Here is a 21,106-nt window from a genome sequence, read left to right as displayed (position 1 = left end):
GCACACCAGCCGCCCAATACTGCACACCGCTTCACGCCCGCTGGGCGGATGATCCGAAGGTCTGCCCCCACGGCACCCCGGAGTTCCTTCCATGTCCCAAGCCAGCACCGCCGACCTCCCGCAGTACACCGCGGCAGAGAAGCGCCACCGCGTGTTCGCCATCATGTCGGCCTCCTCCGGCAACCTGGTGGAATGGTTCGACTTCTACGTCTACGCGTTCGGCGCCATCTACTTCGCCGGCGCGTTCTTCCCGGCCTCCAACCCCACCGTGCAGCTGCTCAACACCGCCGGCGTGTTCGCCGCCGGCTTCCTGATGCGGCCCATCGGTGGCTGGCTGTTCGGCCGCATCGCCGACCGCCTGGGCCGCAAGAAATCGCTGCTGATCTCGGTCAGCATGATGTGCGGTGGCTCGTTGATGGTCGCCTGCCTGCCCACCTACGCCACCATCGGCGCGATGGCCCCGGTGCTGCTGCTGGTCGCGCGCCTGATCCAGGGCCTGTCGGTCGGCGGCGAATACGGCACCACGGCCACCTACATGAGCGAGGTCGCCCTGCGTGGCCAGCGCGGCTTCTTCTCCTCCTTCCAGTACGTCACCCTCATCGGTGGCCAGCTGCTGGCGGTGCTGGTCATCGTCATCATGGAAGCCGTGCTGAGCGAGGCGGAGATCCGCGCCTGGGGCTGGCGCATTCCGTTCGTGCTGGGCGCCGTCGCCGCCGTGGTCGCGCTGCTGCTGCGCCGCACCCTGCATGAAACCCAGAGCGAGGCCGACCGTGGCGACAAGGATGCCGGCAGCCTGTCGGCACTGTTCCGCGATCACAAGGCGGCCTTCTTCACCGTGCTGGGTTACACCGCCGGCGGTTCGCTCATCTTCTACACCTTCACCACCTACATGCAGAAGTTCCTGGTCAATACGGTGCATCTGCCGATCAAGACCGCCAGTTACGTGATGACCGGTGCGCTGTTCCTGTACATGTGCATGCAGCCGCTGTTCGGCATGCTGTCCGACCGCATCGGCCGCCGCACCAGCATGATGCTGTTCGGTGCGCTGGGCGCGCTGACCACCGTGCCGATCCTGATCACCCTGCAGCACGTCAGCAGTCCGTGGGCCGCGTTCGGCCTGATCGTGCTGGCACTGGCCATCGTCAGCTTCTACACCTCCATTTCCGGCATCGTGAAGGCCGAGATGTTCCCGCCGCAGGTGCGTGCGCTGGGCGTCGGCCTGGCCTATGCCATCGGCAACGCCGTCTTCGGCGGCAGCGCCGAGTACGCCGCGCTGGGCCTGAAGAGCCTGGGCCACGAGCAGCTGTTCTTCTGGTACGTCACGGTGATGATGGTGGTGGCCTTCCTGGTCAGCCTGCGCCTGCCGCGCCAGGCACGCTACCTGCACCACGACCACTGAAGGGCAGGGGAGGACAGCGCTGCCGATCTGCGGTACAAGATGACCGTTGCTACCTCGATCCGTACCGATGTCCTTCCCCTCCGACGCCGATCTCCACGCCCAGGCCGCCGCGCTTGGGCAGCGCCTGCAGCAGGCTTCGCTGCAACTGGTCACCGCTGAAAGCTGCAGCGGCGGCTGGATCGCCAAGTGCATGACCGATATCGCCGGTTCCTCGGCGTTCTTCGACTGCGGCATGGTGGTCTACAGCTATGAGGCCAAGCAGCGCCTGCTGGGCGTGCGCGCGCAGACCCTGGAACAGTTCGGTGCGGTCAGCCGCGAGGCCGTGCTGGAAATGGTGTCCGGTGCGCTGGTCAATTCCGGCGCAGGTATTGCCGTGGCCGTGACCGGCATTGCCGGCCCCGGCGGCGGCAGCCCGGACAAGCCGGTGGGCAGCGTCTGGATCGGCTGGAAGCGGCGCGGCGGCTACGCCCGCGCCGAACTGTTCCAGTTCGATGGCGACCGCGAAGCCATCCGCAGGCAAACCGTGGCGGCGGCACTGCACGGTATCGACGCCCAGCTGTGACATGCTGGCCCGGTACTGATCCGGAGTAGGCACCGATGTGGGAGACGCTGGGCACTGTCCGTGACCTGGGGCGGCTGCAGGAAATCGCCGCGGTCCTGATCCGCTACGGCTTCGGCGATGTGGTCCGGCGTATCGGCCTGGCCACCGTGCTCGAGCGCGCCGGGCGCCTGCTGCACTGGAACGAGGAAAGCCAGCAGATGCTGCGCATGACCGCGCCGGTGCGCGTGCGCAGCGCGATGCAGGATCTCGGCCCGACCTTCGTCAAGCTCGGCCAGGTGCTGGCCACCCGCGTCGACCTGCTGCCACCGGAATGGATCGCCGAGCTGTCCGAACTGCAGAACGCGGTGCCGGCACTGCCGTATGCCGCCATCCGCGAGCAGCTGGAGGCCGACCTGGGCGCATCGCCGGCCGAGGTGTTCGCCTTTCTTGATGAAACCCCGATGGCCGCCGCCTCGCTGGCCCAGGCCCATCGCGCGCGCCTGCACGATGGCCGCGAGGTGGTGCTGAAGGTCCGCCGCCCCGGCATCCGCGATGTGGTCGAAGCCGACCTGCGCCTGCTGGCGCGCCTTGCCGAAATTGTCGAGGCGCGGCTGCCTGACCTGCGTCGCTATCGCCCGGCCGAAGTGGTCCAGCAGTTCACCGTCTCGCTGCGCCGCGAACTGGACTTCGCCGCCGAATGCCGCAACGCCGAGCGCATCGCCCGCAACTTCCAGGGCCGTGACGACATCCTGATTCCCGGCGTGCATTGGCAGTGGACCTGCGAGAGCCTGAACGTGCAGGACTTCGTGGCCGGCATTCCCGGGCGTGATCTGGCCGGGGTGGATGCGGCCGGGCTGGACCGCCGTGAGCTGGCCCGGTGCGGTGCCGACATCGTGCTGAAGATGGTGCTGGAGGACGGCAGCTTCCACGCCGATCCGCACCCGGGCAACATCATCTACCTGCGCGATGGCCGCATCGGTGTGATCGATTTCGGCATGGTGGGGGCGCTGTCCGAGGTGCGCCGCTTCCAGGTTGCGCAGCTGCTGCACGGTCTGGTCGAGCAGGATCCGCAGGGCGTGGCCGACGTGCTGCTGGACTGGGCCGGCGGCGTGGAGGTGGACGAGAACCGGCTGCAGCACGACATCAGCCAGTTCGTGGACCAGTACCGCGGCGTGCCGCTGAAGGACCTGCGCATCGGCCTGATGCTGGGCGACATCACCCAGCTGCTGCGCAGCTACAGCCTGACCCTGCCGGCCGACCTGGCCCTGATGATCAAGGCCTTCCTGACCCTGGAAGGCATGGGTCGCCAGCTGGACCCCGATTTCGACATGGCCAGCGCCGCGCGCCCGTTCCTGGAGCGGGTGGTGCTGCAGCGCTATGCCCCCCGGGCCCTGCTCAAGCGCGGCCGGCGCAGCCTGCTGGGCATGATCGACTTCGCCGGCGAACTGCCGCGCGACCTGCGCAAGCTGGTCCAGGCCGCGCGCCGTGGGCGGCTGCAGCTGAAGGTGGAAACCAGCGCGCTGCAGGGCTTCGGCGACCAGGTGAACCGCGCGGCCAATCGCCTGGTGATGGGCATTGTCACGGCCGCGTTGATCATCGGCTCATCCATCGTGATGCACAGCGTCGGTGGCGTTTCCAGCCGCTGGCTGCTGGCCCTGGGCGTCTGCGGCTTCGTCGGCGCCGGCTTCTGCGGCGTCTGGATCCTGTTCTCGATATGGAGAAGCGGTAAGCACACGTAACGTGCTTACCGCCGCGGTTCCCAACGGGAACCGCGGAATCGCGCAGCGATTCCTGTAGAGCCGATCGCTGGTCGGCTGCTCTTTCCTCTGCGCTCGCGCATCCCCCATTGCCGAGCATAGGCTCGGCACTACAGCCGGTAGCGCCGGGGTATGCCCGGCGACCGTTCCCGATGACCCGTATCGCCCCTGGGCACTTGCACACCCGCCAGTTAGTAGTAATACTACTAACCATGGACCTGACCGACACCCAGCAGGCGATCCTGCAGTTGATCGCCGAGCGTATCGAGAGCGAAGGCGCACCGCCGTCGCAGACTGAAATCGCCCGCGCCTTCGGCTTCAAGGGCGTGCGCGCGGCCCAGTACCACCTGGAGGCCCTCGAGCAGGCCGGTGCGATCCGTCGCATCCCCGGCCAGGCCCGCGGCATCCGCCTGGTGCAGGCGCCGCAGCTGGAAAAGCTGGCCGAACCCGAGCTGCCCGACAACGTCCTGCGCCTGCCGGTGCTGGGCCGGGTCGCGGCCGGCCTGCCGATCGGCGCCGACATCGGCTCGGACGATTTCGTGGTGCTGGACCGGGTGTTCTTCTCGCCGGCGCCGGACTACCTGCTGAAGGTGCAGGGCGACTCGATGATCGACGAAGGCATTTTCGATGGCGACCTGATCGGCGTGCACCGCACCCGCGATGCCCATTCCGGGCAGATCGTGGTCGCCCGCATCGACGATGAGATCACCGTCAAGCTGCTGAAGATCGCCAAGGACCGCATCCGCCTGCTGCCGCGCAACCCCGATTACAAGCCGATCGAGGTCCTGCCCGACCAGGATTTCTCGATCGAGGGGCTCTATTGCGGCCTGCTTCGGCCCAACCGCTGAGCCCTTGGCAGCCGCCCCGTTCCATCAGCACTACCCCGCGGTCTTTTGTGGCGATTCTCTGGTTCCACTGAGGTTGGTACGGATGTCCGATAATTCTTTTCTGAGCGCCGGGCAGAATCTCAGCCTGTGCGATACATCCGACCTAAAGTGAACCCATGGCGAAGAAGACCCCGAAAGACAGCACCCCCAACGACATGACCTCTGCTAGGAGCAACACGATGGACGAGAACAAAAAGCGCGCATTGGCTGCTGCTCTGGGCCAGATCGAGAAGCAGTTCGGCAAGGGCTCGGTGATGCGCATGGGCGACCGCGTGGTCGAACCCGTCGAAGCCATCCCGACCGGCTCGCTGATGCTCGACATCGCACTGGGCATTGGTGGTCTGCCGAAGGGTCGTGTCGTTGAAATCTATGGCCCGGAATCGTCGGGCAAGACCACCCTGACCCTGCAGGCCATCGCCGAATGCCAGAAGATGGGCGGTACCGCTGCCTTCATCGACGCCGAGCACGCGCTGGACCCGATCTACGCGGCCAAGCTGGGCGTGAACGTGGACGACCTGCTGCTGTCGCAGCCGGATACCGGTGAACAGGCGCTGGAAATCGCCGACATGCTGGTGCGCTCGGGCTCGGTGGACATCCTGGTGGTCGACTCGGTCGCCGCGCTGACCCCCAAGGCCGAAATCGAAGGCGAGATGGGTGACCAGCTGCCGGGCCTTCAGGCCCGCCTGATGAGCCAGGCGCTGCGCAAGCTGACCGGCAACATCAAGCGCTCCAACACCCTGGTGGTCTTCATCAACCAGCTGCGCATGAAGATCGGCGTGATGATGCCGGGCCAGAGCCCGGAAGTGACCACCGGCGGCAACGCGCTGAAGTTCTATGCCTCGGTGCGCCTGGACATCCGCCGTATCGGCGCGATCAAGAAGGGTGACGAGATCATCGGCAACCAGACCAAGATCAAGGTCGTCAAGAACAAGCTGGCGCCCCCGTTCAAGCAGGTCATCACCGAGATCCTGTACGGCGAAGGCATCAGCCGCGAGGGCGAGCTGATCGACATGGGCGTGGAAGCCAAGCTGGTCGAGAAGGCCGGTGCCTGGTACAGCTACGGTGAAGAGCGCATCGGCCAGGGCAAGGACAACGCCCGTGGCTACCTGCGTGACAACCCGGCCGTTGCCGCCAAGCTCGAAGCCGAGCTGCGCGAGAAGTTCCAGCCGACCGACGCTGCCCGCGAGGAAGGCGACGACGACGGCGACGACGAGTAAAGCTTGCTGTGGGGCAGGGCGGCGCCGTCAGTGACGTTGCCCTGTCCCGCAGGTTCGAATCGCCCACGGACGGGCAGGGCGCCAGGGACGGCGCCACCCTTGGAGTAAACGATGTCCGATGCCGACGCCCCCACCGGCCGCAAGCGCCGGCCGCGCGAACAGACCCCCGTGCAGCGGGCCCTGGGCCTGCTGGTACGGCGTGAGCATTCGCGCAAGGAACTCACCCGCAAGCTGACCGCCCGCGGCATCGAGGGCGAGGCGGCCGAGGCCGCGGTTGCCAAGCTGACCGAAGCCGGTTGGCAGGACGACACCCGCTTCGCGGAGAATCTTGTCCGCATGCGGGCCAATACCGGCTATGGCCCCATCCATGTCCGTGCCGAGCTCGGTACCCATGGCCTGGACAGCGCGGCGATCGCCGATGCCATGGACAGCTATGAAGGCGATTGGCTGGAAAACGCCCGTGACCTGATCCGACGCCGTTTCGGCGAGGACGGACCGCAGGACCTCCCACAGCGCCGCAAGGCCGCTGATCTGCTGGCGCGGCGGGGCTTCGACGGTGACAGCATCCGCCGCGCGACGCGCTTCGACCCGGATGACTGAGACTGGCGGCGCCGGGCCTGATACCCTTTGGGTTTTCGGCGGTCCGTCATGACCCTGGCCAGTGCGGCCGGTGGTTCGGGTCCGCCGGCCCGCACACTGCCAGCCCCCAATGAACGCACCCGCCAAATTCACGACATCCCAGATCCGCAGCGATTTCCTTGAATTCTTCAAGGGCAAAGGCCACACCATCGTGCCGTCGGCGCCGCTGGTGCCGGGCAATGATCCGACCCTGCTGTTCACCAACTCCGGCATGGTCCAGTTCAAGGACGTGTTCCTGGGCGCGGAAAAGCGCAGCTACGTGCGCGCGGCCGACGTCCAGCGCTGCCTGCGCGCCGGTGGCAAGCACAACGACCTTGACCAGGTCGGCTACACCGCCCGCCACCACACCTTCTTCGAAATGCTGGGCAACTGGTCCTTCGGCGACTACTTCAAGAAGGACGCCATTGCCTGGGCCTGGGAACTGCTGACCCAGGTCTGGAAGCTGCCGGCCGACCGCCTGCTGGTGACCGTCTACCAGACCGATGACGAAGCCTACGCGCTGTGGCGCGACATGGTCGGCATTCCGGAAGAGCGCATCGTGCGCATCGGCGACAACAAGGGTGCGCCGTTCGCGTCGGACAACTTCTGGCAGATGGCCGACACCGGCCCCTGCGGCCCGTGCACCGAAATCTTCTACGACCATGGCGACCATATCGCCGGTGGTCCCCCGGGTTCCCCCGATGAAGACGGCGACCGCTTCATCGAAATCTGGAACCTGGTGTTCATGCAGTTCGACCGCCAGCCCGACGGCACCCTGGTGCCGCTGCCGGCCCCGTGCGTGGATACCGGCATGGGCCTGGAGCGCCTGGCGGCGATCCTGCAGCACGTGCACACCAACTACGAAATCGACCTGTTCCAGGCGCTGATCCGCAAGGCCAGCGAACTGACCGGCACCGCCGACCTGGAAAACAAGTCGCTGCGCGTCATCGCCGACCACATCCGTGCCTGCTCGTTCCTGATCGTCGATGGCGTGCTGCCGTCCAACGAAGGCCGCGGCTACGTGCTGCGCCGTATCATCCGCCGCGCCTTGCGCCACGGCTGGATGCTGGGCGTGCGCCAGCCGTTCTTCAGCAAGCTGGTGCCGACCCTGGTCGAGCAGATGGGCCAGGCCTACCCGGAACTGCCGGCGGCCGTGGATACCGTCACCCGTGCGCTGCAGGCCGAGGAAGAGCGTTTCGCTGAAACCCTCGATGCCGGCATGAAGATCTTCGAGGACATCGCGGGCAAGGCCAGCAAGGGCGTGATCCCCGGCGTTGACGCATTCCGCCTGTACGACACCTACGGCTTCCCGCTGGACCTCACCCAGGACATCGCGCGCGAGCGTGACCTGACCGTGGATATCGCCGGCTTCGATGCCGCGATGGAACAGCAGCGCGAGACCGCGCGCGCCGCCGGCAAGTTCGGTGGCGGCGTGACCCTGCCGGCCGAGCTGGTGGCGACGCTGACCCCGAGCCTGTTCCTGGGCTACGATCGCCTGCAGGCCGACGGCCTGACCGTGCTGGCCCTGCTCAAGGACGGCCGCCCGGTGCAGTCGGCCGAGGCCGGCGACGCCGTGATCGTCATCACCAACCAGACCCCGTTCTACGCCGAATCCGGCGGCCAGGTCGGTGACACCGGCGTGCTGAACGGCAACGGTGTGCGCCTGGTGGTGGATGACACCCAGAAGTTCGCCGGCCAGTTCCATGGCCACGTCGGCACCCTGTCCGAGGGCGCCCTGAAGGTGGGCGACGTGCTGTCCGGCCAGGTTGATGGCGAGCGCCGCGGCGCCACCATCCTCAACCATTCGGCCACCCACCTGCTGCACGCCGCCCTGCGCGAAGTGCTGGGCACCCACGTGCAGCAGAAGGGCTCGCTGGTCGCACCGGACCGCCTGCGTTTCGACTTCTCGCACTTCCAGCCGATCAGTGCCGAGGAACTGGCGCTGATCGAACGCAAGGTCAACCAGCAGGTGCGCGCCAACAACGCCGCCGAAGTGCACAACATGGGCATGCAGGAAGCGCTGGATTTCGGCGCGATGGCCCTGTTCGGCGAGAAGTACGGCGAAAACGTGCGCGTACTGAAGATGGGTGACTACTCCACCGAACTGTGCGGCGGCACCCATGTCGGCCGCACCGGTGACATCGGCCTGTTCAAGATCACCTCCGAAGGCGGTGTCTCGGCAGGTGTGCGCCGCATCGAGGCGGTCACTGGCCAGGGCGCCCTGGACTACGTGGACGCCGAGGAGGCCCGTCTGGCCGAAGCGGCCGAACTGCTGGGCGGCAGCGCCGCCGATGTGGTCGAGAAGATCCGCGCCCTGGGCCTGCGCCAGAAGCAGCTGGAACGCGAACTGGAGGCCGTGAAGGCCAAGGTCGCCGCCGGCGCCACGGCCGATCTGTCCGGCCAGGCCGTGGACGTTGCCGGTGTGAAGGTGCTGGCCGCCCGCCTGGAAGGCTTCGACGCCAAGGCCCTGCGTGACGCCATGGACCGCCTGAAGCAGCAGCTGGGCAATGCGGTCATCGTCCTGGCCGGTACCCAGGACGGCAAGGCTGCGCTGGTCGCCGGTGTGAACGGCAGTGCAATGGGCAAGGTCAAGGCCGGGGAACTGTTGTCCCATATCGCCAGTCAGATCGGGGGCAAGGGCGGCGGACGCCCGGACCTCGCCCAGGGTGGTGGCGAGGACGGGCCCGCCCTTGCCACCGCGCTGGCGGCGGTCGTCGAATGGGTCAGCCCCCGACTGTGATGAACACCTGGCCGTCCCCCTCCTTGTAGGAGCGGGACGGCTGACGGTACCATTGCGAAATGTTTTCCCTTTGTCGTGGGGGCGCTTCTTGACGGAGCGTCAAGCCGGTGGGGGATACCCTTCCACACGGTTCCATGGAGACTTACAAAAATGTTGATCCTGACTCGCCGCGTCGGCGAAACCCTGATGATCGGAGATTCGGTGAGCGTCACCGTCCTCGGCGTCAAGGGTAACCAGGTGCGTATCGGCATCACCGCGCCGAAGGACGTCGCAGTGCATCGCGAAGAGATCTATCAGCGCATCCAGCGTGGTGATGAAGCCGGCAGCACCGGTAGTGAAAATTCCGCCGAATAAAAGCTTTACCTTCGCGCGTGATTAACGTTATGATTCACGCCCCGCTGAGGTGCACCGCACCAGACGCGGAGAAAACCCCGGAGCGATGCCCGAGTGGCTGAAGGGGCTCCCCTGCTAAGGGAGTATAGGGTCAAAAGCTCTATCGAGGGTTCGAATCCCTCTCGCTCCGCCAGATACAAAGAAGCGCCTGCAGATCCTCGATCTGCAGGCGTTTTTCTTTGTGCGCGTCATGCCATCGGCGCACGTCGTGCTGCGGGCCTCTGCCTCAGAGGCGCACGGTGACGCCCACCTGGAACCCACGCCCCGGCAACGGTGCGATGTACTTCAGCGGCGAGTTGTGCGGGCGTGCTTCTTCATTGAGCAGGTTGCTGCCATTGATGAAGACCTCCATGCCGGCGACGGCGGTGGTGCGCAGTGGAATCTCGCGGCTCAGCTGCAGGTCGACCAGGTTGAACGCATCCAGCGGCACTTCCTCGCTGACGTTGCGACCCAGGTACTTCTGCGTGTCGTAGTAGGTGCTGGACAGCTGTGCCTTCCAGCCCTCGCGCTGCCACTGCAGGGCGGCACCGTAACGGTTGGTCGGCATGTTCGGCAGGTACTCGCCATCGTTGTGCGCGCGCAGCGCGTCAGGACGGTCGGCCCTGTTCTTCACCAGGTCGGCAAACGCGGAGACGTGCAGGCCGCCGAAGCGGCCCAGGTCCAGCGCCTGCGAGGCATCGATCTCGAAGCCCTTCACCGTGGTGTCGGTCTGCTTCCAGTACTTCAGCGGCAGGCGGTTGGCGGTCTGCAGGCCGGAGTAACCCTGGTACAGGTAGTTCTCGTAGCGCATGCGGTAGGCCGTGGCCGACAGCTCGAAGCCGCCCAGATGGAACAGGCCGGTCAGTTCAAGGTTCTTCGCCCGTTCGGGTTCCAGGTTCTGGTTGCCTTCTTCCTGGGTCATCACCGAGTAGTGCGCATTGCTGGCGTACAGCTCGTTGATCTCCGGTGCGCGCTGCGAAGCGGCGTAGCGCAGCTTGGCCGCGAACAGCGGGCCCAGCTCGACGTACGCACCGAAGCTGTAGCTGTTGAGGCGGAAGTCGCGGTCCTGCAGCGTGGTGTTGGCCGAATTGCGTGCAGTCTTGAAGCGGCTGGGCCGCAGCTGGTGGTCCACGCGCTCATGGCGCACGCCGGCATCGAAGGAAGCCCAGTCGAAATCCAGGGTTTCCTTCAGGAACACCGCCTGGCTGCGGGTATCCACATCGGGCAGGTAGCGCTGCGCGCCGCTGCCGGTGACCTCGCGGGACTGGTGGCTGAGGCCCAGCACGCCGCTCAGCGGGCCGACGCGGCGTTGGGCCAGCAGCAGTTCGGCCTGGGTGCTTTCGAAGTCGTAATCGTTGGCCTTGGAGGCGCCGAGGCGTTCCCCGGACGTGTTGTCCAGCTGCGAGAGGCGCAGCTCGGCGCGTTCGAAGCCCGGCACCGGGTCGCGCAGCTGGCCTTCCAGTGCGTAGCGCTGCTGCTTGATCACCACGCCCACCGGCAGGCCGTCGGCGTAGTTGGACCCGAACGACAGGTTCTGCATCGAGAAGCCCGGCACGCCGTATTCGCTGTCCTTGGCATCAATGCTGACACCCACGTAGCCGCGGTCGAAGAACAGCGTCGAGCCGAAGGCTACCTGTGAGCTGCGCGAGTGGCTGTTGCCCAGGCGATGGTGGTAGTCGGGCGTGACATCGTTGTTGATCTGCTTCTGCACGTATGACGGCGTGCCCGCCACATAGGCCGGATTGGCCGGATTGATGTAGGTCCGCCGCTGCCAGACCGAGGTGGGGCTGTTGGTGTAGAAGGAGAAATCACCGTCCGCCCAGTCCGGGTTCTCGGTCATGAACTGGTCGATGTAGGGCTGGGACGCCTTGTTGTAGACCCGCTGCACCCGTGCTTCCTTCTGGCAGGCATCGGCCAGTGCCGAATTGACGCCCCCGTTGGCCGGGAACAACTGCGTGTTGCAGGCGGCCGCCTTGCTGTTGCCGGGAATATCGTAATGCGAGATGCGCTGGCGCGAGACCTGCAGGTTGGTGGAGAGGTTGCGCTGGTTGTTGAAGTTCATGCGGAAGCCCTGCGCGTCGGCCGCGTTGAAGCCCTTGCGCAGGACCAGTTCCATGGACTGTTCCCTGTCTTCCATCGTGCGCGGGATCAGGCCGGTGTCGACCTCCACGCTGCCGCCGATCGCGTTGCCGCCGTAGCGGACGGTGTCGGAGGACTTGTTGACGGTGACGCTGCGCACGAACAGCGGGTCGAACGGGATGTTGATGTCGCCGCTGATCGCGTTCATGCCGAGGATGGACTGGCCATCCTGCAGGATCTGCACGCGGTTGCCGCTGAGGCTGCGGATGACCGGTGCGCCCGCATTGGGCCCGAAGGCGCTGTTCTGCACGCCGGAGACATGTTCGAGCAGGCCGCCGAGGGTCCGGTTCTGCGCCTGCGGGTTGTCGACGGTGACCCGGTTGTCGATGCGTGACGGCTGGGAGGCCTCCACCCGAAGGGTGGGAAGGGTGGGCTCGTCGGCGGCATGGGCGTTGTGGACGGCAATGGACGGGAGGGCGAGGGGAATGGCTGCAGCAAGCAGGTGGCGACGCATGACACGCTCCGTGGAAGTTGCGTGAAATGTTATAACGTAACTAAATGTACCGCCAATGGCGTTTGGCTCTGGCGCGCCGGGCCGTCGTCCGGATAGAGGGCAGGAAGGCAGGGGTCGTTGTCGGATGTTCAGCCGCAGCGCTTGCCGGCGGCGGCGGCGGCGCGCAGCATCCGGGAGGGTGCATCCGGCCGTCCCGCGCAGCGCCTTCTTCACTCGAACGGAGCATCGTATGAAGCTGTTGTCCGCCGTGTTGCTGTCCGCGCTGTCACTGCAGGCCGGCGCTGTACAGGCCGCCGACGCGTCACCATCGCCGTTGCTGGGCCGCTGGTCGCTGGATGTCTCCACGTCGGCATTGCCGCAGGCGCAGCGGCCGAAGAACGTGGTGCTGGAATTCAAGGACGCCGGTGGCGGTCGCTGGAGTTCGCACGTGGATATCGTCCTGCACGATGGCAAGACGATGAAGTCCGATGGCACGCTCTCGCTGGATGGCACGCCAGGGCCGCTGTCCGGCAGCTACGGCGCCGACAAGGCGAACCTCAAGCTGCCGGCGCCGAACACCCTGGTGATGCAGCTGGTCGACCATGGCGCGCCTGCGTCGACCCGCATCTACACCGTGGCCGCCGACCATTCGACGATGACCGAGACCAAGGCCTTCTACACCCACGATGGCACGCCCATCCTGCAGACCAACCTGTTCAAGCGCCTGCCCTGAAGGGCGCGCTGTAGCGTCGAGCGTGCTCGACGCTACCGAACCGACAGCTTCAGCCGTGCTCGAAGCGCAGTGGCTCGCTGCCCATCGCCGGGTCGCTGGTGCCGGGGCGGCCATCCTCGGCGCGGCCGGCCAGGCGCAGCTCGCTCTCGCCGGCCAGTAGATGCAGGTCGTACCAGCCGGCAGTGGGCGCGGCATCCCAGGCCAGGGTGGTTTCCGCGCCGGCAGCCAGCGACAGCGTCTGCTCCGGCATGTGGCTGGCATAGGCACCGGCATGCACACGCACGGACTGCCCTGCATCGCTGGGGTTGCGCACGCGCAGGCGCAGCTCGCCTTCGATCTGTTCCACCACGGCCTGCAGCGCGGGGGCGCTGGCGTTGCCGCGGAAGTGGCGATGGAAGCCGTTCGGGCCCAGCAGCCAGAGGTCGTAGCGCCCCTGTGCATCCAGCGCCCAGCGATCCTGCAGTGGCGCACCCGGCAGCACCGTGTAGCGGCGCGGCAGTTCGGACAGGCGCAGGCGGTCGTACACCTGCAGTACCGCCGCGGCGCCCTCGCAGGACACCTGCAGGGTGACGCCGTCGGCCGCAAGTGCGCCCACCTCTGCCTGCGGTCGATAGGGCAGGGCACGTGCCGGGCGCACGCCACGTTCCTGTTGCGCAGGCTTCAGTCCCTCCGGCAACGCAGGCACGGTGCGCCCCGGCAGGGCCGCCGCACGCGCGGCTACCGCGCTCACGTCCGGCAGGCCGCGCACGAAGGGCCGCGTATCGCGCTGGGCGAAGTCGAAGGCATTGACCAGATCGCCACAGACTGCGCGCCGCCACGGTGAAATGTCCGGCGCGGTGACGCCGAACCGGCGTTCGATCAGGCGCAGCACCGAGGTGTGGTCGTACACCTGCGAATCGACCCAGCCACCGCGGCTCCAGGGCGAGATGACGTACAGCGGCACGCGTGGGCCCAGCCCGTAGGGACGGCCGCGCAGCTCGGGCGCGTCGTACTTTTCGTCGCCCGGTGCCGGGTGGGCGTGGTACTCGCCTTCAGTACTGACTGACGATGCGCCCGCCCAGCCACCGCCCGGCCGTGCCGAAGGGGGCGCCGGCGGCGGCATGTGATCGAAGAAGCCGTCGTTCTCGTCGAACATCAGCAGCAGCGCAGTGCGGCTCCAGACGTCCGGATCGGCGGTGAGGGCATCCAGCACGCGCGCGGTATAGGCCGCACCCTGCGCAGGGCTGGACGGACCGGGGTGCTCGCTGCCGGCGGCGTCGGCGATGATGAAGCTGACCTGCGGCAGGCGGCCATCGATCACATCCTGGCGCAGCTGCGCCAGCCCACGGGTGCTGACCCCGCGGGCACGCAGCTGCGGGTCGTGGCCGGGCGCGGCACGGTAGGCCTGGCGGAAGGTGTCGAAGCCGGCCAGCGGGTTGTCGGTGAAGTTGTCGGCCATGTCCTGGTAGATCTGCCAGGACACGCCTGCCTGCTGCAGCCGTTCGACATGGCTGGCCCAGCGGTACGAATCGGGGTGGCCGCCGTGTTCGGGGAAGTTGTCATGCGAATTGGCGATGACCGGCCCACCGGCGCGGGCGAAGGCATCGTTGTGCCCGGTCCACAGGAACACGCGGTTCGGGTTGGTGCCGGCCTGCATCGCGCAGTGGTAGGCATCGCAGAGGGTGAACGCTTCGGCCAGGGCGAACTGGAAGGGCAGGTCGGTGCGCTGGAAGTAGCCCATCGAATGGTTCTGCTTGGCCAGCGGCCACTGGCCCATGCGGCCGTGGTCCCACGCGCGCTGTGCATCGGGCCAGGTGTGCGGCGTGCCTTCCACCCGCATGTAGCCGAAGTGCGTGGCGGTATCCAGCGGGAACGGCGCGATCGCCCGCTGCCCACTGGCATCGGGCTGCAGCCACAGGCTGCGCGGGCCACCGCCGTCGGCCAGTGGCGCGGCAGGGGCAACGAAGCGGTCGCCGAAACCACGTACGCCCGGCAGGGTGCCGAAGTAGTGGTCGAACGAGCGGTTTTCCTGCATGAACACCACGATGTGCTGCAGGTCGTCCAGGCTGCGCGTGTGCGCGGCCGGGGCGATGGCCGCTGCACGGGCGATGCTGGGAAGGAGCGGGCCGAGGCCGGCGGCGACGCCGGCCTGCAACAACCGGCGTCGGCCGATATCAGTCACGGATGCCTCACAGATCCACGCGGAAGGAGATGCCGACGGTGCGCGGCGCGCCGATGAAGGCGCTGTTGGCACCGTCGACCCCTGCAAGATAGCGCTTGTCGGTGAGGTTGCTCACCACCAGGCTGGCACCCATGCCCTTCAGGCGCGGCGACAGGCCCTGCAGGTCGAAGCCGATGTTGGCGTTGAACACAGTGGCCGAAGGCAGCTTGTTGACGTTGGCGGCATCGAGGTAACGGGTGCCCAGGTAGCGGCCGGACAGGCCGAAGTTCCAGTTTTCGCCCTGCCAGTCGGCCGACACCACCAGGATCTGCTCCGGCTGGCCGATCACCTTGGCGCCATCGACGATGCCCAGCTGGGTATCGCGCGCGGCATCGCCGCTGCCCAGGTACTTGGAACGGTTGTAGGTATAGGCCGCGTTGATCCGCCAGCCGTTGTCCCAGCCGTAGCCGAACGCCGCTTCCAGGCCGTTGCTTTCCACGCCGCCGAAGTTCTCGTAGACACCGTCGGTCTCGCCCAGGTAGTCGATGCCGCTGACGAAGCCGGCCGGCAGGTAGACGATGCGGTTGTCGAACTTGATGTTGTACAGGGTGACCGAGGCGGTCAGCGGCCAGCGGCTGATGCGCATGCCCACTTCGATGTTGTCGGCCGTTTCCGGCTCGACGTTGCGGAAGCGCTGCGGGTCGGTCTCGCCCAGTACGCCGGACGGAATCGCGGCGAAGTTCTGCGAGAAGCCGGCGAACAGTTCCATGCCTTCCACGCCCGGCGCCCAGGTGAAGCCGGTGGACAGCAGTGGATCGGACTTCGAATCGGACGTGACGTGCTCGCTGGCGCCGATCACGCGGTTGCGTGACTGGTCCACGAAGAACTGCTTCACGCCCACGCGCGCACTGAACGGGCCGAAGCGGGCCACGTCCTCGACGTAGTACATCTGCTCGTCCACCTTGTACTTGTCTTCGAACTGCACCCAGTACGGCTGGTGGTCGAAGGCAATGTCCTGGCCCACGTTGAGCAGGCGGTGCCAGTCACGCCGCGCCGACCGGTCCAGCTTCTCCACCCACAGGCCGCCGCGGATCGTGTTGTCGACCGACCCGAAGGTCTGCCGCCATTCCACATCGGCGGTCACGCCCATGCGGTCGTTGTCGTAGTGGGTGTGGCGGTAGGACTGCGCGCCCAGCACGTTGCCGGCGTAGCAGTTCGGATCGTACTCGGCGCTGAAGCCCACACGCGGGGTGCAGCCGGCAATCGGCCGGGCACTGCTGCCATCGGGGTTCACGAAGTAGATCTGGCCCAGGTTGCTGCCGCCGTACACGGTACTGCCGCCCAGGTATTCGGACTGCGGGCGACCGGCGCCATCATTGGTGACATCGGCCAGGTACGGCGGCAGCCAGTCGCCGCGGCCCTGCATGCGGTGGCCATAGGCCGCCATCGAGGCCTTGAAGCCATTGCCGGCGTCGAAGGCGGCGCGCAGGTAGCCGAAGGTGTTCTCGCGCAGGGCGCGCGAACCGGAGCGGTAGTTCTGGTCCAGGTAGGGAATGCCGGTGAGGGTGCCGACCAGGTTGTCGCGGTCGGGGTTGGTGGCGAAGCCCTGCGGCGAAACGCTGGTGTACTCCGGTTCGTCGGCATCGTTGTAGGACAGGTAGCCGGTCAGCGTCCAGCGGTCCAGCTCGGTCACGAACTTGCCGGCGATATGGTCGTTGCTGGTCTTGCCGCTGCCGTCGATCCAGTCGCTCACGCGCGCCGAGGACGCGCTGACCCAGGCGCGGGTATGGCCGCCCAGCAGGCCGGTGTCGTAGCGCACGTAGTACTTGCGGGCGTCGTTGTCGCCGGCGCCGACGACGAAGCGCAGGCGGCTGTCATGCAGCGGATCGCCGGTGAGGAAGTTCAGGGTGCCACCCAGCGCTTCGTTCGATCGCGAGGAGATATCGGCGGTGCCCTGGCTGACTTCCACCGTTTCCAGGTCCAGGGTGTCGATGTAGCGGTTGGCCATCGAGCCACCGCCGTAGCCGGAGCCGCCGTTGGGCAGGCCGTCGATGGTGGTGCCGATCTGCTGCGTGTCGCGGTTGGTGACGAAGCCGCGCATGCTGATCTGCGTGCCCCACACCGATGAACCGGTGGCGTCGGCTTCGCTGACCACCACGCCCGGCACTTCATTGAGCGCATCGTTGACGCTGCTCATCACCGTCTGCCGGTTCAGGGTTTCAGCACGCACCGAGGTCTTGGCGTAGCTGGTGGCCTGGCCGATCACCTGTACCTGGTCCAGGGTGCGTGCGTCGGCGCTGCGCGTGTCGGCGGCCTCGCCCTGCGGTGCGTCGGCCATGGCGTCCAGTGCGGGGGCGATCAGCAGGGCAAGCAGCGAGACTCGGGGAAAGCGCGCAATCGTTCGCATCGAAACCGGACCTTGAGGGGGGAAAGCCCGGGAGTGTCGGCAGCGCCAATGACATGGCGGTGACGTGCAGATGCAGGGTTTGTGTTGCGTGACGGCCGACACTTTCGCCGCGGTGGTCAGTAGCGCGCGTCCTTCGGCTTGGGGTCGCGTGGCCAATCCTTGCCCTTGCCGGCGAAATCCGGCCGCGGTTGCTGGATGAAATAGCTGGCGATGTCCACCGCATCCTGGTCCGGCATCACCTGCTGGCCCAGCGGCGGCTCGCGTCCCACCGCCGGGGGCATGTTGTGCTTGATGAAACCGGCGGCCTTGTACAGCCGTGCCATGCCGGCACCGATGTTGAAACTGCGTTCGCCCCACAGGGGCGGGAAGGCGATGTCGCCGCTGCCATCGCGGCGGCCTTCGCCGTTGCCGCCGTGGCAGGCCGCGCACTGGGCGGCATACAGCGACTGGCCACGCACGGGATCGGGGACCAGCGTCGTATCGATCGGCCCCTCGCTGGGGGCGGCCACGCGCGCGCCGTCCGGCACCGGTCGGCTCAACCAGGCCATGTATTCCAGCATCGCGCGCATCTCCGGCGCATCCCTGGCCAGCGGCTTGCCGTTCATTGAACGCTGCAGGCAGCCGTTGATGCGTTCGACCAGGCCTATCACCTTGCCCGGGCGTGGCATGTAGCGCGGGTAGCTGCCGCCGCCGGTGTTGAGATAGTGGTTGCCGAACGGGCGCTTGCCTTCGGCCATGTGGCAGGAATTGCAGTTCAGGTCATTGCCCACGTTGTCCGGCAACAGGCGTGCGGTTTCATTGAGCAGGCGGCGGCCCAGCATCACCGAACGCGCATTGCCCAGGGTGGCGATCTCCTCGGCACTGGGCGGCAGGTAGTGGCCGACCACGGCACCCTGCGCATCCAGGATATCAAGGGTAGGGGCAGTCGCGGCATCCAGGTCCGGGTACTGGTGGCGGTAGGCCAGCAGGCCTGCGGCCAGCAGCAGGGCGGTGATGGCCGCACTGACCATCAGCCTGCGGGAGCGTCGGCGCGAACGCTTCATGGTGCGGTCTCCTGCGGAACGATGTGCACCGGCTTGTCACGCACCACGCGGCGCATGCGCGCAACATCGGCCTCGCCGACGGCACTGGCCCGGTTGCCCCAGCTGCTGCGGATGAAGGTCAGGATCTGTGCGAGCTGTGCATTGGGCAGGTGCTCGAAGCCCGGCATCGAAAACGCCATGGTGTCGTGCGGGGTGTGCGGCGTGCGCCCGCCGACAAGCGTGACCTGCACCAGCGAACTGGCGTCGTCGGCAAACACGATGGAGTTGCCGGCCAGGGCCGGGTAGATGCGTGGCATGCCGCGGCCATCGGCGCGGTGGCAGGCCTGGCAGTGTTCGGCGTAGGCAAGCGAACCGGGTGCGCGGTAGTCGCCGCTGCGCAGTGCGGCGGTGGTGGTGTCGGCGGCCGGCACCCACTGTGTGCTGCGCCCGACCCGCGGTGGCAACTGCTTCAGATAGCGCGCCATGGCCAGCAGATCGGCGTCGGTGAGGTACTGGGTGCTGTGTTCCACCACATCGGCCATGCCGCCGAAGGCAGCGGACCGGTCGGTGCGGCCGGTGCGCAGGAACTGCACGATCTCATCCTGGCTCCAGCTGGCCAGGCCGGTGGCTTCGTTGCGCAGGTTTTTTGCGTACCAGCCTTCCAGCACCGAGCCGGACAGGAAGCGGCGGCCGCCATCATCGGCCATCGCGGTTTCCTGGAAGGCCAGGCCGCGAGGCGTGTGGCAGGCGCCGCAGTGGGCCAGGCCTTCGACCAGTTCGGCACCCCGCTGCTGGCCGGCATCCAGCGATGGATCGGCAACGAAGCTGCGTGGCCGCGCGAACAGCAGCTGCCACCACGCCAGTGGCCAGCGCATGTTGGCCGGCCACGGAATGGTGCTGTCGGCATTGTCCTGCTGCACCGGTGCCACGCCGCCCATGAAGTAGGCATACAACGCGCGGATCTCATCATCGCGGGCAATCGCGTACGACGCGTAGGGCATGGCCGGGTACAGCGGCTGCCCGTCGTGGCGGATGCCGCGGCGCACCGCACGTTCGAAATCGGCGTAGTCGTAGGCGCCGATGCCGGTGGCGGGATCCGGCGTGATGTTGGTGGAGTAAAGCGTGCCCATCGGCGTCTGCATGCCCAGCCCGCCAGCGAACGGTCGGCCACCGGGTGCGGTGTGGCAGGCCGCGCAGTCGGCGGCGCGGGACAGGTACTCGCCACGCGCGATCAGTGCCGGGTCGTGGATATCGACCTGGGCCGGCTGGCGCGGGGCGAACCAGTAGGGCGTGCTGCGGGCGATGCCCCAGGCGGCCGCGAGGGCGGCAACCAGGACAAGGGCGAGTCGATACGGGGTGCGCATGGGCGCACTGTCGGCAATCGCGGCCGCCCATTCATTGATCCGGATCAATGCCGCGCCGATGAACGGCAGTGGATGAAGCTGAATCGATCCTGCGCTGTCATCAACCCGTCATCCACCTGCGATAGATGCGCCCGGCCGCGCCCGCTAACCTGCCACGCTGTCGTACCTTTCCCCTTGAATGCCCATGAAGCGCCTGCTGCTGCTGTTGCTGGCGTGCGCCGGCCTGTGGCTGGCTGCATGCTCGTCGTCGATCACCGCCTCGTCCACCTCGCTCAGCGATCGCCTGATCGCGCCGGGTGGCGTGTCCACGTTGCTGGACCAGCCGCGCATCGCCGCGGCCATCGCCGAACTGCCCAACCGCCACGGCTTCGCGCCGGGACGCGATGGCGTGCCGATCTTCTGGCGCGTGTTCGACCCGGGTGACTACGGCGCGCGCTACCACTACCTGCCGCAGCGCCACGAGAACGGCCTGCCGCTGGATACCGGGCTGAGCCTGTCTGTGCCGCAGCCGTTCCACGCGCAGGCACCGCGCGGCACCGTGGTGCTGCTGCACGGCTGGATGATGAACGGTGATTCGATGCTGCCGTGGTCGCTGCAGCTGGCCGAATCGGGCTACCGCGTGGTCACCCTGGACCTGCGCAACCACGGCCAGTCGGGTGCGGGGCCGTCCGGCTACGGCACCTATGAATCGGATGACGTGGTCGATGTGATCGCCGAACTGCGCGCACGCGGCGAAGTGACCGGGCCGCTGTACCTGTTCGGCGTGTCCTATGGCGCGGCCACGGCGGTGTTCACCGCCGACAAGCTGGGCGACCAGGTGGCCGGCGTGGTGGCGATGGAATCGTTTGCCAATGCCGGTGTGGCGATCCGTACGATGATCCCGCACCTGATGGCGCTGCAGCCGGAAGGGCTGAAGGCGCAGGCGGTGGCGTCCTATGCGCGCTGGCGTTACGGCGGCCAGGACATCAACCAGGTGATTGCCGCCGCCAGCCGCCGCATCGACGTCGACCTGGACCAGGTGGACGTGGCCCGCGCGCTGGCCGATACCCGCGCCTGCGTGCTGCTGCTGCACGGCCAGGGCGACCAGCACATTCCGGTCAGCCAGGGCCGCGAACTGGCCCAGGCGAACCCGCGCGCGCATTACATCGAAATGCGTGGCGAAGACCACATCACCCTGCCGCTGCGGCTGGACCTGCTGGCCGGCGTGGTCGATGACTGGATGGCGCAGGACGAGCACCACCCGCGTGCGACCTGCCCGGCACCGCAGTTGCCGGCCCAGGCCGAATGGCTGGTTCGCGACACCACGGCCGCTGCGCCCACGCGCAGCTGACCGTTTT

At 67.2% G+C, this 21,106-nt stretch carries 15 protein-coding genes and 1 tRNA gene; 11 read left to right on the top strand and 5 right to left on the bottom strand.

Features of this window, described 5'->3' with window-relative positions; translation table 11 throughout:
* The first annotated feature begins 91 nt into the window (after positions 1-91).
* From ACM2ZB_RS06795 to ACM2ZB_RS06755, 9 genes are all read left to right on the top strand, one after another.
* Positions 92-1,399, top strand: a complete 1,308-nt coding sequence (locus ACM2ZB_RS06795) for an MFS family transporter (RefSeq protein WP_416057933.1) — start codon at positions 92-94, stop codon at positions 1,397-1,399.
* 67 nt (positions 1,400-1,466) lie between these two features.
* The gene (locus ACM2ZB_RS06790; protein WP_416057932.1) at positions 1,467-1,961 is read left to right on the top strand and encodes a CinA family protein; all 495 of its coding nucleotides are present in this window, start codon (positions 1,467-1,469) and stop codon (positions 1,959-1,961) included.
* A gap of 35 nt (positions 1,962-1,996) precedes the next feature.
* Positions 1,997-3,679, top strand: coding sequence for a 2-polyprenylphenol 6-hydroxylase (ubiB, locus tag ACM2ZB_RS06785; protein WP_416057931.1), 1,683 nt, complete (start codon positions 1,997-1,999; stop codon positions 3,677-3,679).
* Between the two features lie 230 nt (positions 3,680-3,909).
* Complete coding sequence (gene lexA, locus ACM2ZB_RS06780) at positions 3,910-4,545, top strand: transcriptional repressor LexA (RefSeq protein WP_416057930.1); 636 nt, start codon at positions 3,910-3,912, stop codon at positions 4,543-4,545.
* Between the two features lie 218 nt (positions 4,546-4,763).
* Complete coding sequence (gene recA, locus ACM2ZB_RS06775) at positions 4,764-5,801, top strand: recombinase RecA (RefSeq protein WP_313441958.1); 1,038 nt, start codon at positions 4,764-4,766, stop codon at positions 5,799-5,801.
* A gap of 111 nt (positions 5,802-5,912) precedes the next feature.
* Positions 5,913-6,401, top strand: coding sequence for a recombination regulator RecX (recX, locus tag ACM2ZB_RS06770; protein ID WP_313441960.1), 489 nt, complete (start codon positions 5,913-5,915; stop codon positions 6,399-6,401).
* A gap of 109 nt (positions 6,402-6,510) precedes the next feature.
* Positions 6,511-9,159: an alanine--tRNA ligase gene (gene alaS / locus ACM2ZB_RS06765; protein WP_416057929.1), complete on the top strand. Its 2,649-nt coding sequence runs from the start codon at positions 6,511-6,513 to the stop codon at positions 9,157-9,159.
* Between the two features lie 150 nt (positions 9,160-9,309).
* Positions 9,310-9,513 (top strand): carbon storage regulator CsrA, encoded by a 204-nt coding sequence (gene csrA / locus ACM2ZB_RS06760; RefSeq protein WP_033834137.1) that lies wholly within the window; start codon positions 9,310-9,312, stop codon positions 9,511-9,513.
* 79 nt (positions 9,514-9,592) lie between these two features.
* Positions 9,593-9,685: transfer RNA gene (locus ACM2ZB_RS06755), tRNA-Ser, on the top strand.
* Positions 9,686-9,778: 93 nt separating this feature from the next.
* Here ACM2ZB_RS06755 and ACM2ZB_RS06750 read toward each other — a convergent pair.
* Entirely contained in the window at positions 9,779-12,124 is a 2,346-nt protein-coding gene (locus ACM2ZB_RS06750) for a TonB-dependent receptor (protein ID WP_416057928.1), read from the bottom strand.
* Between the two features lie 229 nt (positions 12,125-12,353).
* On the opposite strand from ACM2ZB_RS06750, the gene ACM2ZB_RS06745 reads away from it, so the two are divergent.
* Positions 12,354-12,836, top strand: a complete 483-nt coding sequence (locus ACM2ZB_RS06745) for a LuxR family transcriptional regulator (RefSeq protein ID WP_416057927.1) — start codon at positions 12,354-12,356, stop codon at positions 12,834-12,836.
* Between the two features lie 49 nt (positions 12,837-12,885).
* Here the strand turns inward: ACM2ZB_RS06745 and ACM2ZB_RS06740 are convergent, their stop codons facing one another.
* The 4 genes from ACM2ZB_RS06740 to ACM2ZB_RS06725 form a co-directional block, all read right to left on the bottom strand.
* Entirely contained in the window at positions 12,886-14,997 is a 2,112-nt protein-coding gene (locus tag ACM2ZB_RS06740; protein WP_416057926.1) for a phosphocholine-specific phospholipase C, read from the bottom strand.
* A gap of 7 nt (positions 14,998-15,004) precedes the next feature.
* On the bottom strand, positions 15,005-17,383 hold the full coding sequence (locus ACM2ZB_RS06735) for a TonB-dependent receptor (protein WP_416057925.1): 2,379 nt from the start codon (positions 17,381-17,383) through the stop codon (positions 15,005-15,007).
* Positions 17,384-17,499: 116 nt separating this feature from the next.
* Positions 17,500-18,426: a c-type cytochrome gene (locus tag ACM2ZB_RS06730; RefSeq protein WP_416057924.1), complete on the bottom strand. Its 927-nt coding sequence runs from the start codon at positions 18,424-18,426 to the stop codon at positions 17,500-17,502.
* Complete coding sequence (locus ACM2ZB_RS06725; RefSeq protein ID WP_416058520.1) at positions 18,423-19,769, bottom strand: c-type cytochrome; 1,347 nt, start codon at positions 19,767-19,769, stop codon at positions 18,423-18,425. The genes ACM2ZB_RS06730 and ACM2ZB_RS06725 overlap by 4 nt, the downstream gene beginning before the upstream one ends.
* 184 nt (positions 19,770-19,953) lie before the next feature.
* Here ACM2ZB_RS06725 and ACM2ZB_RS06720 point away from each other — a divergent pair, with 184 nt between their 5' ends.
* Entirely contained in the window at positions 19,954-21,099 is a 1,146-nt protein-coding gene (locus ACM2ZB_RS06720) for an alpha/beta hydrolase (RefSeq protein ID WP_416057923.1), read from the top strand.
* Positions 21,100-21,106 lie beyond the last annotated feature (7 nt).

It is taken from the genome of Stenotrophomonas maltophilia (assembly GCF_047782825.1).
Lineage (GTDB): Bacteria > Pseudomonadota > Gammaproteobacteria > Xanthomonadales > Xanthomonadaceae > Stenotrophomonas.
This window is presented reverse-complemented; position numbering and strand designations above follow the sequence as displayed.